We start from the raw sequence: 14,435 nt of genomic DNA, 5'->3' as shown, positions 1-14,435 counted from the left end.
GCGTTCTGCGTTCTGCGTTCTGCGTTCTGCGTTCTGCGTTCTGCGTTCTGCGTTCTGCGTTCTGCGTTCTGCGTTCACGGAGCGGCATTATAGCCTGCTCCGTATGCTTGTAAATCCCTTACTCGTCCAAAAAGCTGCGCAGGTGATCGGAGCGCGTTGGGTGGCGCAGTTTGCGCAACGCTTTGGCTTCGATCTGACGGATACGCTCGCGGGTTACATCGAACTGTTTGCCCACTTCTTCCAGGGTATGGTCGGTGTTCATGTCGATACCGAAACGCATACGCAGTACTTTGGCTTCGCGGGCGGTAAGACCGGCGAGTACGTCGCGAGTGGACTCGGTTAAGCCGACGCTGGTGGCCGATTCTACCGGAGACACGATGGTGGTGTCTTCTATAAAGTCACCCAGATGCGAATCTTCATCGTCGCCGATAGGAGTTTCCATGGAGATGGGCTCTTTGGCAATTTTTAATACCTTGCGAACCTTATCTTCCGGCATTTCCATGCGTTCACCCAGCTCTTCCGGGGTGGGCTCGCGACCCATCTCTTGCAGCATTTGGCGCGATACACGGTTGAGTTTGTTAATCGTCTCAATCATGTGCACCGGAATACGAATGGTGCGGGCCTGGTCGGCAATAGAGCGGGTGATCGCCTGACGAATCCACCAGGTAGCGTAAGTGGAGAATTTATAACCGCGACGGTATTCGAATTTATCCACCGCTTTCATCAAGCCGATGTTGCCTTCCTGGATCAGGTCGAGGAACTGCAAGCCGCGGTTGGTGTATTTTTTCGCGATGGAAATTACCAAGCGCAGGTTGGCCTCAACCATTTCCTTTTTGGCGCGGCGAGCGCGGGCTTCACCAATCGACATGCGGCGATTGATGTCTTTAATGGCCGCTAGCGGCAGGCCGCCTTCATCTTCGACTTGCAGCAGCTTGCGCTGGGCGCGAACAATGTCGGCTTCAAAAGGCTTGAGCGCTTCCGAGTAGTCGCGCTTTTTCTTAATGATTTCGCCAATCCACTCTTCGTTGGATTCGTTGCCTGGGAATTCTTTTACAAACGTTTTGCGCGGCATACGGGCTTTGCGAACGCACAGCTCTAAAATGGCACGCTCTTCGCGACGAGCGCGGTCAAGAATATCGCGCACACCGGTGTAGACCGGCTCGAACTGGCGCGGTGGCAGTTTGAAGAATTTGAAAATCTCACCCAGCTCATGCAACTCTTTAACGGCTTGCTTGCTGTCGCGACCGTGCTTCTCAAGAGTCTTTTCGGCCTTAGCGAGTTGCTTTTTCAGAGCGGTAAAACGCTCTTTGGCTTCTTCTGGATCTACGCCCGAAGGTGCTTCATCGTCGTCATCGTCCGAATCGCTGTCTTTCGAGGCCGCGGGGTTGGAGCCGGCGGTAGGGATTTCGTCGGAAGGGTCGAGCCAGCCAATAATAATATCGCTCAGGCGGCGCTCTTCTTTAACTACCAGATCGTATTCGTCGATGATTTGCTGGACAGCGCCGGGCCAGTGGGCGATGGCGTGCATCAGCTCGCGCACACCTTCTTCGATGCGCTTGGCGATGGCGATTTCACCTTCGCGGGTCAGCAGCTCAACGGTACCCATTTCGCGCATATACATACGCACGGGGTCCGTGGTGCGACCGGCTTCGGTTTCTACCGCAGCCAATGCGGCGGCGGCTTCGGCGGCGGCTATTTCGTCGGCCGAGGAGTCGCCGTCTGCCATCAACAAGTCGTCGGCATTGGGTGCCTGTTCGAATACCCGGATGCCCATGTCGTTGATCATCTGAATGATGTCTTCGACCTGATCGGGATCGGAAATGTCCTCAGGTAAGTGGTCATTCACTTCGGAGTAAGTCAGGTAACCCTGTTCTTTACCACGAGCGATGAGCTCTTTAATACGGGACTGTTGCTGTTTAGCGTCGTCAGCCATTCGATACCCTGTGAAGTTAGCGGTTAAAAAGCAAGCGCGGGATTATACTCTAAACGGTTGGGGATGTTCTAGCGAAATCAAGGTCGATAGCGGCTATCTAATTGAAAAATTTAGTGGTTTTGGCTTATTTTGCCATTTTAAGCCGCGCCTGGGGCGGGTTACTGCTGAATAAGCTCAGGCAGAGATTCAGCGGTTTATTCATTTGGCTCGCGGCCGAGCGCAGCGGCGTAGAGTGCGTCTTTTTCGGCGCGGCTCATTTGGCTGGCGGCGGGGCTTTTTAAGGTGGCCATGGCGGCGGCGCGGTGCTTGTATGCCACTTGTTCGCGAGCTTTGCGCAGGCAGGCCTGCAGAGCGCCTGCGGGGTTGTAGCCGTGCTCGTCGCTGGCCTCTTTGCGGGTTAAGTTGGCCGCAGCGCGCAGCAGGTCGTTACCGGCAATGGCGGCCAGTTGATCGGACTCACTCTCGCCGTAGTTGGCGCGCCAGTGGCCGAGGATATGCGGCAGTTGGTAGTGGCTGCGTTGATGCAGTAGCTGCAGCAAGCGGCCCAGGCGGCGCAGCTCAAGGTTGGGTTGCTCTAGCCAGAACTGGTGGTCGTCTTCATTTGTCGCCAGCTCCGGGTGAGCCAACAGCAGTGCCATGGCTTTGCGTTCGGGCGGCATGAGGTAACGGCTGTTGGGGCTTGTGGCCGGCGGGATAGTAGATTCGCCAGCAGGGGCCTCGTGCTCCGGGTAGTCATCTCCCGGCGTGTAGGGCATTGACTCTTCGGGGTAGGGCGCGTGGTCGGGCACAGGCGGCACCTGCTCCGGCGGCGGCATATCGGCGTAATAGGCGTCCTCAGCCGGTGGGGCTTCGGGCAGGTTTGGCTGGAGCTCGCTGACCTTAAGGTGGCCGCTGGGCTCGGGTTCAGGGGCGCTGGGCGCTTGCGAGGGCAGGGCCTCGGGAGTGTCAATCAGCTCTTCCAGGGTGTCGCGCCGCAGACCGGTGCGATTGGCGAGCGAGTCGAACATCAACTCTTTGAACACGCCTTTGGGCAATTTGGCCAGTAGAGGGGCGGCGCGCTTACTGAAATGGGCGCGACCTTCCATGGTTTGAATATTGATGCCTTCGGCCGCCGCGTCGAACAAATAGTCTTCCAGTGGCACGGCCATGGCGATCATATTTTCGAACTTTTCCGCTCCGACCTGCCGCACTAGGGTGTCCGGGTCTTCGCCCTCGGGCAAAAATAAGAATTTTACCTGGCGGCCATCGGTCATTGCCGGCAGCGAGGATTCCAGAGCCCGGGTGGCGGCGCGGCGACCGGCGCTGTCGCCGTCGAAGCAAAAAACCACTTCGCTGGTGTAGCGAAAGGCGCGCTCTAAATGCTCCGGGCTGCAGGCGGTGCCGAGCGTGGCGACGCCGTAGCGCAGGCCAAACTGGGCCAGGCTCACCACGTCCATATAGCCTTCCACCACCAGTAGGCGAGGCAGTTCGCGGTAGGCTTGGCGGGCCTCGTGCAGGCCGTACAACTCTTGCCCTTTGTGGAAGACGGGTGTTTCGGGGGAGTTTAAATATTTGGGTTTGTCATCACCCAGCACTCGCCCGCCAAAGCCAATAACCCGCCCACGGGTGTCGCGGATGGGGAACATAATGCGGTAGCGAAAGCGGTCGTAGCAGCGATCTGAGCCCTCGGGTTGAATCAGCATACCCGCGGTTTGCAGGTCGCGCTGATCGTCGCTGCTCGAGCCCAGGGCTTTGAGTAGGTTGTCCCAGCCCGGCGGGGCGTAACCGATGCCGTAGTCGCGGGCGATATGGCCATCGAGGCCGCGGCCGGTTAGGTACTCTACCGCCTTGGCGCGGCCGGGGTGTTGGCGCAGCTGTTCGCGGTAAAAGTCATTGGCTTGCTCGAGCAGGCTGTACAGGCGCTTGCGTTGGCGCTCTTGTTGGGACTGGGCCGGGGTGACCTCTTCGCGCGGCACTTCCAGGCCGCACAGGTGCGACAGTTGTTCCACCGCCTCGGGAAAGGCGATGCGCTCGTAATCCATAATAAAGCCCACGGCATTGCCGCTGGCACCGCAGCCAAAACAGTAATAGAACTGTTTGTCGGGGCTGACGGTAAACGATGGGGTTTTTTCGTCGTGGAAGGGGCAGCAGGCGGCGTAGTTTTTGCCCGTCTTTTTCAGTTTGACGCGATGATCCACCACCTCGACAATGTCGACGCGATCGAGTAACTCATCGATAAACGACTGGGGGATTAGGCTCATGAGAGGAGTTTAACGGGTTGTGAGCCGTTGTGCGACGGTTTAACCGAGGCGAGCCTTAATGCGTTTGCTGATGTCACCCATGTCGGCGCGACCTTGCACCTGAGGTTTAATCAGTGCCATGGCCTGGCCCATTTCGCGCATGCTGCTGGCACCGCTGTCGGCAATCGCTTGCTCGACAATTTGATCCAGCTCGGCATCGCTCAGAGGTTGCGGCAAAAATTCCTGAATCACCACGCTCTCGGATCGTTCTTGCTCGGCCAAATCCTCGCGGTTTGCGTCTTCATACTGCTTTATGGAGTCGCGGCGCTGTTTGAGCATTTTGTCGAGCACAGCGAGTACGCGGGCGTCGTCAAGCTCGATGCGTTCATCGACCTCAATGCGTTTGAATTCCGAGTTAACAAGACGCAAAACCGCAACGCGAGCTTTTTGCTTGGCTCGCATTGCGGTTTTTAGCTCGTCATTAATTCGGGTTTTCAGTGCAGATGCCATCTTGGCTCCCGAGTCTCTTGAGCTGGTGCATCCATCGCCCTCAGGCGACGGTATGCAGCTTAGTACAGGCGTTGGAACTTACGAGATTCGCGCTGTACTTTTTTGGCGTGACGCTTAACGGCAGCAGCCATGTTGCGTTTGCGAACAGCAGTTGGCTTCTCGTAGAACTCGCGGCTGCGAACTTCTGACAATACACCTGCTTTTTCACAAGCGCGCTTGAAACGACGCAGTGCTACATCAAACGGCTCGTTTTCTTTAATCTTTACTGAAGGCATGCTTTTACCTTTGGTTGACTAATATGTGTCTTTGCTAAGACAAAATGTATCTCGTTATATGGAGGCCCATCGGCGTAAACACGTAGGTCTCTCTAAGAGGGCGCAGATTTTATACACTTAAACTCCCACCTGCAAGGGCAAATTCCGGCTTTTTTACCTGAGTTGCTGGCCCGAACCCAATGCGATCTATATCATAGCGAGCTTTGTTGGCCCGGGAATACGAAATCATGCGTGTATTGGGGATAGAAACCTCCTGCGACGAAACCGGTATTGCCCTGTTTGATACCGAAAAAGGACTGCTCGCCCACGAGTTGTATTCGCAAATTGCGGTACACAGTGAATATGGCGGTGTGGTGCCGGAGCTGGCCTCGCGCGATCATGTGCGCAAGATACTACCACTGATTCAGTCGGTTATGGCCAGTGCCGATGTACAAGGCGGCGATATAGACGGCGTTGCCTACACCTCTGGCCCCGGTTTGATTGGTGCCCTCATGGTAGGGGCGAGTGTCGGCCGCTCGCTCGCCTACGCTTGGCAGGTGCCGGCGATTGGTGTGCACCATATGGAGGGGCATCTGTTAGCGCCCATGCTGGAGGACAACCCGCCGCCGTTTCCCTTTGTCGCTCTGCTGGTCTCTGGCGGGCACACCCAGTTGGTTAAAGTAGAAGGTATCGGCCGCTATGAGTTACTGGGCGAATCGCTGGATGATGCCGCCGGTGAAGCTTTCGACAAAGCCGCCAAAATGCTCGATTTGGATTACCCCGGTGGGCCGCAAATTGCCAAGCTTGCCGAGCAAGGTGTGGCTGGGCGTTTTACCTTTCCGCGCCCTATGGTCGATCGGCCCGGGCTCGACTTTAGTTTTTCGGGCTTAAAAACTTACACCTTAAATACCGTGGCGAAACACAAAGGCCCCAGCGGGCTGCCGGACGATCAAACCTGCGCCGATATTGCCCGCGCCTTTGAGGAGGCGGTGGTCTCTACGCTGGTGATTAAATGTCGGCGTGCGCTGGAAGCCACCGGCTACAAGCGATTGATTATTGCCGGTGGTGTGTCGGCCAATAAAAGGCTGCGCCACGAGCTGGAAGTGGCACTGGCGAAAATAAACGCGTCGGTGTTTTATGCCCGCCATGAATTCTGTACCGATAACGGCGCCATGATCGCCTATGCCGGTGCCCAACGCCTGGCCGCCGGTATAAGTGAAGACTTACCGATTAACGTGACGCCGCGCTGGCCGCTGGACAGTTTGTCGCCTTTGGGCGAGTCGCCCGATCAACAAAAGTAGAGTGTGTTATGGATATTGTTTACATTCGGGACCTGCAGGTTCAAACCATTATTGGTATTTACGATTGGGAGCGGGAAGTGCGCCAAACCGTAAGTATCGATTTGGAAATGGCGGCCGATATTCGCAGGGCGGCTGAAACGGACGACATTCAGTATGCGCTAAATTACAAAGCGGTTTCCAAGCGTGTTATCGCACATGTGGAAGGCCGCGCAGCGCTCTTGGTTGAGTCTTTAGCCGAAGAGATCGCGGCATTGGTGCGCGCAGAGTTTAACGTGCCCTGGTTGCGATTACGTCTGAGTAAGCCCGGCGCGTTGCGCGGTGCGCGCGATGTCGGTTTGGTGATTGAGCGCGGAGAAAAGCCGGCATGAGCCGTGTGTACTTAAGCTTAGGCAGTAATATTCATCGCTACCGGCATATCAGTGCGGCTTTAGATGCACTCAACGACACTTTTGGCGCTTTGGATATTTCCACTGTTTACGAAAGCGAGGCGGTCGGTTTTGCCGGCAGCCATTTTCTGAATTTGGTGGTGGGGATAAATACCCGGCTCGGTGTTGGTCAGCTGTGGGCGGTATTAAAACAAATAGAAGATAATAATGGCCGCGATCGCAGCGGTCCTAAGTTTAGCCCGCGTACTCTGGATATCGACATTTTAACCTTTGGCGACTTTTGCGGTGAGGTGGACGGCGTTGACTTGCCGCGCGATGAAATTACTAAAAATGCGTTTGTGTTGCAGCCGCTAGCGGAATTGGCGGCGACGGAAGTTCACCCGGTGCAACAAAAAACCTACCGTCAGTTGTGGCAAGAGTACGACACGAGTAAACAAAAACTGTGGCCTGTCTCATTCGAGTGGCGCGGACGAGAGGTGTCGGTGGTGGGCGGATAGTGATTGCCAGTTCAGCGGGAACGAAGCTTAGGCTTCATTCTCCGCCGCCCGTTCCCCGACCTCCGACCTCCGACCTCCGACCTTCACAATCACAGCCACCTTAACTTTCTAAATAATACCAGCAGCCCCGCGCCAGTCAGCCCCATCAATCCCATCACAATAAAATAGCCATTGCGGTAGTGCAGCTCAGGGATATACTCAAAGTTCATACCGTAGATGCCGGCAATAAAAGTGAGTGGAACAAAAATAGCGGTAATAACCGTCAGTACCCGCATGGTGTTGTTTAGCATATGCGAGGTGAGCGATAGGTAGCCTTCAATTAAATCGCCGCAAATTTCATAAAACATGGTCGCCAAGCTGTGGGCGCGCTCGCAGCGATCGAATAAGTCTTGCAGGGAGTGGTTAATATCATCCACGGTGTCGGTAAACACTGCGGGGGTTTCGCGCAGCAGTGACTGAGCAATGCCCTCGTGATAACTGAAGGTGCGCTTAAGCTTACGCAGGCGCGATTTGTAAGCAATCAGCGAGCGCATAATTTCATCGCTGGGGCGCTCTTGCATGGCGTCTTCCAAATCATTAATACGCTCTTCAAAAGCCAACATGGCCTCCAGGTAGCGCCCCACCGAATAGTTCATGATGCGAATCGCCAGCAGTGCTGGCTGGCGCAGTAAGTCGCCCTTAGGATCGTTCCAGTGTTGTTGAATACTGAGGGATTTACTTTGGCGCACACTGATGAGCAAATTTTTACTCGCGAATAGGGCAATCGGTACCTGCGTCATATTGAGGTCTTCATCAAAGTGAGTAATGCCCCGGTATAAAATAAGTACCTGATCGTCGAAGGTTTCGGTTTTCGGTGGGTGACGTTTGCGCTGAGCATCATCGACGGCTAATGGATGGCAGCCGAGCTTGAGTAACAACGCCTTTTCTTCGCTGACGTTTTCACTGTGAATGTCCACCCACAAGTAGCCGGTTTGAGCCGTTTGCCACTGAGCGACTTGTTCTTCACCACCTAAACGTTTGGTGCCGTCTTCTTGTAGCCAGAGTGTATTGATCATTACGTTAGCCTTGTAGCGTTCGGCCGCCATCCACAGCGATGATTTGCCCAGTAATATAGGGGGCGTCGGTCAATAAAAAGTGGACGGTGCGGGCGATATCCTTGGGTTCACCACTGCGTTCGAGGGCGATTTTATTCAGTATAGACTGCTGTTTGCTCTCAGACAGAGCCGCCGCGTCCTCCGGCCAGGCAATGGCACCCGGCGCAATACCGTTTACGCGAATCTTAGGCGCCAATTCGCGCGCTAAGGTTTTAGTCAGCATGACATTACCGGCTTTGGCGATGCAATAAATACTGTGGCCTTTGAGGGGGCGCTCGGCGTGAATGTCGGCAATATTAATAATACAGCCCTCGCTTGATGCGAGAGCAAGTGCCAGTTTTTGACTGAGAAAAAACGGCGCTTTTAAGTTGCTGCCAATCAGATTGTCCCAGTCGGCCTCACTCGCCTCGCCGACGGGAGTCGGGTAAAAACTGGAAGCGTTATTGATTAAGGCGTTAAGTGAGCCGAAGCAATCCAGTGCTTGTTCCGCCAGTGTGAGTAGTTCGGCTTGGTTGCACAAGTCGCCACTAAGAATACGAACACTGTCGGCGCGCTCGGTGTTGAGTTCAGCGGCGAGGGCACTCGCCTCTTGCTGTGACTGGCGACAGTGAATAATCAGTTGCCAGCCTTCGCAGTGAAGCTTGCGAGCAATGGCGGCGCCGATGCGTCGCGCACCGCCGGTGATCAGTGCGACAGGAGGTGCATTGTTCATAAGTGTGTCGTCGATTGGGTGTGTTGGAAGTGTTGAATCGCTTGCAGCCGTTTTTGTTCCAGCTGTTTGCCCAGTTCGGCCCCCGAGTAACCGGCGGCGATAAGGTTTTTGGGGGCAACATTACTGGCGGCCATCAACGCGCCGCGTAAAAAGTCGGCCTGTGGATAGGGGCGAGTTTCAAATCCGGTGCGGCCGCGTGAGTCGGCTGTGCAGGCCAGTAAAAAAGGTTCTATTCGCTCCGGCCGGCGCAATACATCGAGGCGTTTAAACAGCTTGTTAACTGTAGCGGCTTTTAGTTCTAGGGCTCTGTGCACATGGGTGTGAAACTCACACACTAATAACGCTAGGTCGCGATGCTCATTGGGCACGGCCAGTCGACGGCAGAGCGCTTTAATCAGTGATAACCCCGACTTTTCGTGGCCGTGATGACGGGGCCACTGATCTTGAGGGGTGACGCCTTTACCTAAGTCGTGCATGAGGGCGGCAAAGCGGACGATGGAACTATCGCTAAGCAGGCTCGCCTGCTGCAGCACCATTAAGCTGTGTATGCCGGTGTCTATTTCCGGGTGATGCTGGGCTGGCTGTGGCACCCCAAACAGGGCGTCGAGCTCTGGTAATACTTTCGCCAGCGCACCACAGTCTTTGAGGGTTTGAATAAATACTTCGGGATTTTTTTCTTCCAACGCGCGCGACATCTCTTTCCACACACGCTCGGCTACTAGGTGATCGGCCTCGCCTTGCTCGACCATTTCTCGCATCAAGGCTTGGGTTTCGCTCGCCACCGTAAAACCCAAATGATGGTAGCGCGCGGCAAAGCGGGCCACGCGCAGTATACGCACAGGGTCTTCGGTAAAGGCTGCGCTGACGTGGCGCAGAACCTTTTGCTGAATATCTTGTGCTCCGCCGTAGGGGTCGATCAGTTCGCCCGACTCTGATTTAGCAATCGCGTTGATAGTGAGGTCGCGCCGTATTAGGTCTTGTTCAAGACTTATGTCAGGGGCGCAGTGAAATTGGAAGCCGGTATAGCCCTGGCCTGATTTTCTCTCAGTGCGCGCCAGTGCGTACTCCTCTTTGCTCTCGGGGTGGAGAAAAACGGGAAAGTCTTTTCCTACCGGTGTGAAGCCCAGTTGCTGCATGGCCTCGGGTGTGGCCCCTACGACGACCCAGTCTTGTTCACTATAGGGATAGCCCAGCAACTGATCGCGGACCGCTCCGCCCACAAGAAATGTCTGCATAAAGAGTATTCGCAATGCTGTTTAGGTGGTTAGTTAAGAGTAGGTGATTGTCGCATTAAATACCGATGGAGTAATACAGCGAGTGTAGCTGGTGTGAATTGCTCCCGTGGTTTCTTCAGGTGGAATCGGGTGAGTTGGGTGCCCACATTGGCGCTTATTTGATTGTATTTTACCTATTGAAATCGGGTGTTTCAATTTGGTGCGACCTGCAATGTTTGGCGATTATAAATGCACGTCTTTGGTGCTCTGACGCAGATGAAAGAATTGAATATTTTGTTAAATTCTCTCTATGTTGCTGAAAACATTGGAATTTAATAAGTTGGCGCGGTCTTCGCTATAACGTCAGCAAGCTTGTTCGGTGTGCTAATCGAGACAGCTAACAAAACAACATATTCGTTACTGCCATTAGAAACTAGAGGAAGATTTCATGAAGATGATTAACAAAAAAGTATTGGCCAGTGCTGTTGCCGCTACTGCTATTGCCCTGAGTGCTGCTGTACCAACCGCCAGTGCAGCCGAAGTGTCAGCATCGGTAGGCGCAGCCAATATGTACTACTGGCGTGGTCTGGACTTAGGTAATGGCGATCCAGCAATTTCTGGTGACCTGAGTGTTAGCGCTGGTGGCTTCTATGGCGGCATCTGGGGTTCTTCTGGTGATGCATCAGGCGGCCAAGAATATGACTTATTTGTGGGTTACGGCGGTGAAGCGGGCAGCTTTACTTACGACGTAAGCCTGTGGAACTACAACTACCCAAGTGCTACTGATCCTGTAACTGGCGACGACACTTCACCAGATATCGGTGATTCAACCGAAGCGGTTGTGTCTTTAGGATTTGGTCCTGTGGCAGTGACCTACTACCACGGCCTGGAAGATTTGGAAGATTACTGGTACACCACCATTGGTGCTACTTTTGACAAATTCAGCGTGACTTACGGTTTGCACGAAGACGACCTAGCCCATGTTGACCTAGGCTACTCGTTCAACGATAACGTGAGCTTCACCATTGGCCAAGTGGTTGATGATGTAGACGGTACTTTTGATGACGATACTAAGTTTATCTTGTCTCTGAGCCTGCCAATCGAATTCTAAGTCAGTCTTAGAACTCTGTTTCGCTGACAGATTAAACAGCGAGCATGAAGCGTTAGGGGCAAACCATAGGTTTGCCCCTTTTTTTTTGTGCGAGATGTGAGCGGTCAAAAAAAAGCGGGCATAGCGCCCGCTTGAGAGTTGCTTTACTGCTTGCGACTCTACTTTTTGTCTATGACTTTGCCGCTTGTTCGCGAGCAATGGCGCGATAGGCAATGTCACGGCGCAGAGAGACGTCTTTCCATTGGATTTTATCGGCCAATTGGTAGGCGCGCGCCTGAGCTTCGCTGACAGTATTGCCGAGCGCGGTAGCGCAAAGCACGCGACCGCCGTTGGTCACGATGGCTCCGTCTTTGTCGGCGGTGCCGGCATGGAAAACCTTTTCGCCGTCGACTTCGGTAGTGGGTAGGCCGCTGATGACATCGCCCTTGTTGTAGGCGCCTGGGTAGCCGCCGGCCGCGAGCACTACGCCGACACTGGCGCGCTCATCCCACTCGGCAGTGGCTTTATCCAGTTCCCCGCGGGTAGCCGCTAAACACAGCTCGACCAAATCAGATTTTAAACGCAGCATTATGGGCTGAGTTTCCGGGTCGCCAAAGCGGCAGTTGTATTCGATGACTTTGGGAGTGCCTTCGTCGTCAATCATTAGGCCGGCATATAAAAAGCCCGTGTAGCGATTGCCTTCGGCCTTCATGCCTTCGACGGTGGGGCGAATCACTTCATCCATAATGCGCTGATGCACCGCGTCGGTCACCACCGGTGCCGGTGAGTAGGCACCCATGCCGCCAGTGTTGGGGCCGGTATCGCCTTCACCCGCGCGCTTGTGGTCTTGGCTGGTGGCCATCGGCAGAATATTATCGCCGTCCACCATCACAATAAAGCTGGCTTCTTCACCGGTCAGAAACTCTTCGATCACTACGCGGCAACCGGCATCGCCAAAGGCGTTGCCCGACAGCATGTCTTTGACAGCTTCTTCGGCTTGCTCAAGAGTCTCGGCGACAATAACACCTTTACCCGCGGCTAGACCGTCGGCCTTCACCACGATGGGTGCGCCTTTCTCGCGTAAGTAAGCCAACGCTGGCTCCACTTCGGTAAAGTTTTGGTAGTCGGCGGTGGGAATATTTTGGCGTTCGAGAAAGTCTTTGGTAAATGCCTTCGAACCCTCTAATTGAGCTGCGCCTTTACTGGGGCCAAAACAGGTCAAACCGCGCTCGGCAAAAAAGTCGACCACGCCTTCCACCAGGGGGACTTCCGGGCCAACAATGGTGAGCTCGCACTGCTCAGCCTTGGCAAAGTCGGCGAGTTTGGCAAAGTCGCTGACACCGATGTCGACGTTTTTAAGTTTATCGTCCAGTGCGGTACCGGCGTTGCCGGGGGCGAGAAAAACGGTATCCACTCGTTTGCTTTGGGCCGCTTTCCAGGCCAGAGCGTGTTCGCGGCCACCGCCGCCAATGATAAGAATGTTCATAAACTTATGCCGTTACTTTGAGTCTCTGAAAGGGTGGTTATGCTATCGCTGAACGCTGAACGCTGAACGCTGAACGCTGAACGCTGAACGCTGAACGCTGCGTTTTGCGTGCCGCATTCAGCGTCCTGTGTCTTTAATGCCGGAAATGACGCATGCTGGTAAAGACCATGGCGATGCCGTGCTCGTCCGCCGCAGCAATCACTTCTTCATCGCGCATGGAGCCGCCGGGTTGAATCACCGCAGCAATTCCGGCCGCAGCGGCGTTGTCGATTCCGTCGCGAAATGGGAAGAAGGCATCGGAAGCCATCACTGAGCCAGGCACGGCCAGCCCGGCGTGCTCGGCTTTAATGCCGGCAATACGGGCGGAGTTGACGCGGCTCATTTGGCCGGCACCGACGCCCACAGTGGCGCCGTCTTTACCGTAGACAATAGCGTTGGACTTCACCATTTTGGCAACTTTCCAGGTGAACAACAGGTCGAGCATTTGCTCTTCAGTGGGCACCTGTTTGGTGACGACTTTTAAATCGGCTGCGGTAACGGTGCCATTGTCGCGGTCTTGTACCAGCAGGCCACCGGCGACGCGTTTGTAATCAAAGTCGCTCGGCGCAGCGCCCCATTCGCCACATTCAAGCAGGCGCACGTTCTTTTTGGCGCTAACGACTTCAACCGCTTCGCGGGCAATGCTGGGGGCAATAATCACTTCGACAAATTGTTTGTCGACAATGGCTTTCGCCGTGGCTGCATCCAGTGGGCGGTTAAAGGCGATAATGCCACCGAAAGAAGATTCTGGGTCGGTGTCGAAAGCGCGCTGATAGGCGGCTAATAAATTATCGGCGCTGGCCACACCGCAAGGGTTGGCGTGCTTGACGATGACGCAGGTGGGCGCGTCAAACAGTTTGACGGTTTCCAGTGCGGCGTCGGTATCGGCGATATTGTTGTAAGAAAGCTCTTTGCCCTGCAATTGCTTTGCGGTGGCAATGGTGCCGGGGGCTGGATTTTTCTCGACAAAGAACGCGCTTTTTTGATGCGAGTTTTCACCGTAGCGCAGGGTTTGTACCTGCTGGAATTGGCTATTGAAAGTGCGTGGAAAGTTTTCATTACCACCTTCGACCATACGGCCGAAGTAGTTGGCGATGGCACCGTCGTAGGCGGCGGTGTGCTCATAGGCTTTAATCGCCAAGTCGAAGCGTGTTTTATAAGTGGTCGAGCCGTTGTTGGCGGCGAGCTCACTCAGCACTGTTGCGTAATCGGAGGCGTTGACCACAATGTTGACGTGGGCATGATTTTTCGCTGCGGCGCGAACCATGGTGGGGCCGCCGATATCGATATTTTCAATGGCGTCGGCCAGCGAGCAATCGGGGTTGGCAACGGTGTTCTCAAACGGGTATAGGTTGACCACAACCATGTCGATGCCGCCGATGCCGTGCTCTTGCATGACGGCGTCGTCCTGACCGCGACGGGCCAAAATGCCGCCGTGTACTTTGGGGTGCAAGGTTTTTACCCGGCCATCCATCATTTCCGGAAAGCCGGTGTAGTCAGAGACTTCCACGGCGGGAATGGCGTTGTCTTTTAATAGACGAAAAGTGCCGCCCGTGGATAAAATTTCAACACCTTGCTGGTGCAGTGCGGTGGCAAATTCGACTATGCCGGTTTTGTCGGAAACACTAATGAGTGCACGTTTTACCGGTGCGAGGTCGGTAGGGTGGGTCATGGAGCTACGCATCCCGTTAAGTGTGGGC

General features: G+C 54.7%; 13 protein-coding genes. 4 read left to right on the top strand and 9 right to left on the bottom strand.

From position 1 onward, the window contains the following. Positions 1 to 118 precede the first annotated feature (118 nt). The 4 genes from rpoD to rpsU all read right to left on the bottom strand — a co-directional run bounded on the left by rpoD (position 119) and on the right by rpsU (position 4,937). Positions 119 to 1,933, bottom strand: coding sequence for an RNA polymerase sigma factor RpoD (rpoD, locus tag Q4563_RS09575; RefSeq protein WP_215976079.1), 1,815 nt, complete (start codon positions 1,931 to 1,933; stop codon positions 119 to 121). A 194-nt stretch (positions 1,934 to 2,127) separates the two neighbouring features. Next, complete coding sequence (dnaG, locus tag Q4563_RS09570; RefSeq protein ID WP_303604370.1) at positions 2,128 to 4,173, bottom strand: DNA primase; 2,046 nt, start codon at positions 4,171 to 4,173, stop codon at positions 2,128 to 2,130. A gap of 39 nt (positions 4,174 to 4,212) precedes the next feature. Continuing rightward, positions 4,213 to 4,662, bottom strand: coding sequence for a GatB/YqeY domain-containing protein (locus tag Q4563_RS09565; protein WP_215976077.1), 450 nt, complete (start codon positions 4,660 to 4,662; stop codon positions 4,213 to 4,215). 59 nt (positions 4,663 to 4,721) lie between these two features. Then, a complete protein-coding gene (gene rpsU, locus Q4563_RS09560; RefSeq protein WP_215976076.1) occupies positions 4,722 to 4,937 on the bottom strand; it encodes a 30S ribosomal protein S21 in 216 nt (71 codons plus the stop codon). A 227-nt stretch (positions 4,938 to 5,164) separates the two neighbouring features. Here rpsU and tsaD point away from each other — a divergent pair, with 227 nt between their 5' ends. The 3 genes from tsaD to folK are packed head-to-tail and all read left to right on the top strand — an operon-like array spanning position 5,165 to position 7,100. After that, entirely contained in the window at positions 5,165 to 6,217 is a 1,053-nt protein-coding gene (gene tsaD, locus Q4563_RS09555; protein WP_215976075.1) for a tRNA (adenosine(37)-N6)-threonylcarbamoyltransferase complex transferase subunit TsaD, read from the top strand. A gap of 8 nt (positions 6,218 to 6,225) precedes the next feature. Beyond that, positions 6,226 to 6,585, top strand: a complete 360-nt coding sequence (gene folB, locus Q4563_RS09550) for a dihydroneopterin aldolase (RefSeq protein ID WP_215976074.1) — start codon at positions 6,226 to 6,228, stop codon at positions 6,583 to 6,585. Further along, entirely contained in the window at positions 6,582 to 7,100 is a 519-nt protein-coding gene (gene folK / locus Q4563_RS09545; protein WP_215976073.1) for a 2-amino-4-hydroxy-6-hydroxymethyldihydropteridine diphosphokinase, read from the top strand. Before folB ends, folK begins: the two co-directional genes overlap by 4 nt. 89 nt (positions 7,101 to 7,189) lie before the next feature. Here the strand turns inward: folK and Q4563_RS09540 are convergent, their stop codons facing one another. Genes Q4563_RS09540 through Q4563_RS09530 form a run of 3 tightly spaced genes read right to left on the bottom strand, consistent with a single transcriptional unit; the run spans position 7,190 to position 10,141 of the window. Then, entirely contained in the window at positions 7,190 to 8,155 is a 966-nt protein-coding gene (locus Q4563_RS09540) for a magnesium transporter CorA family protein (protein ID WP_215976072.1), read from the bottom strand. Positions 8,156 to 8,159: 4 nt separating this feature from the next. Next, positions 8,160 to 8,906, bottom strand: coding sequence for a pteridine reductase (locus tag Q4563_RS09535; RefSeq protein WP_303604369.1), 747 nt, complete (start codon positions 8,904 to 8,906; stop codon positions 8,160 to 8,162). Further along, positions 8,903 to 10,141 carry a multifunctional CCA addition/repair protein gene (locus Q4563_RS09530; protein ID WP_303604368.1) on the bottom strand — a complete coding sequence of 413 codons (1,239 nt, stop codon included), beginning with the start codon at positions 10,139 to 10,141 and terminating at the stop codon, positions 8,903 to 8,905. The genes Q4563_RS09535 and Q4563_RS09530 overlap by 4 nt, the downstream gene beginning before the upstream one ends. 427 nt (positions 10,142 to 10,568) lie before the next feature. On the opposite strand from Q4563_RS09530, the gene Q4563_RS09525 reads away from it, so the two are divergent. Then, complete coding sequence (locus Q4563_RS09525; protein WP_303604367.1) at positions 10,569 to 11,231, top strand: TorF family putative porin; 663 nt, start codon at positions 10,569 to 10,571, stop codon at positions 11,229 to 11,231. 169 nt (positions 11,232 to 11,400) lie between these two features. On the opposite strand, the gene purD is transcribed toward Q4563_RS09525, so the two are convergent. Then, on the bottom strand, positions 11,401 to 12,696 hold the full coding sequence (purD, locus tag Q4563_RS09520) for a phosphoribosylamine--glycine ligase (RefSeq protein ID WP_303604366.1): 1,296 nt from the start codon (positions 12,694 to 12,696) through the stop codon (positions 11,401 to 11,403). 133 nt (positions 12,697 to 12,829) lie between these two features. Further along, positions 12,830 to 14,407, bottom strand: a complete 1,578-nt coding sequence (purH, locus tag Q4563_RS09515; RefSeq protein ID WP_303604365.1) for a bifunctional phosphoribosylaminoimidazolecarboxamide formyltransferase/IMP cyclohydrolase — start codon at positions 14,405 to 14,407, stop codon at positions 12,830 to 12,832. Positions 14,408 to 14,435: the final 28 nt, after the last annotated feature.

The organism is Gilvimarinus sp. 1_MG-2023 (assembly GCF_030548285.1).
The sequence above is the reverse complement of the archived record's forward strand: the minus strand, read 5'-3'. Positions and strand labels throughout refer to the sequence as shown.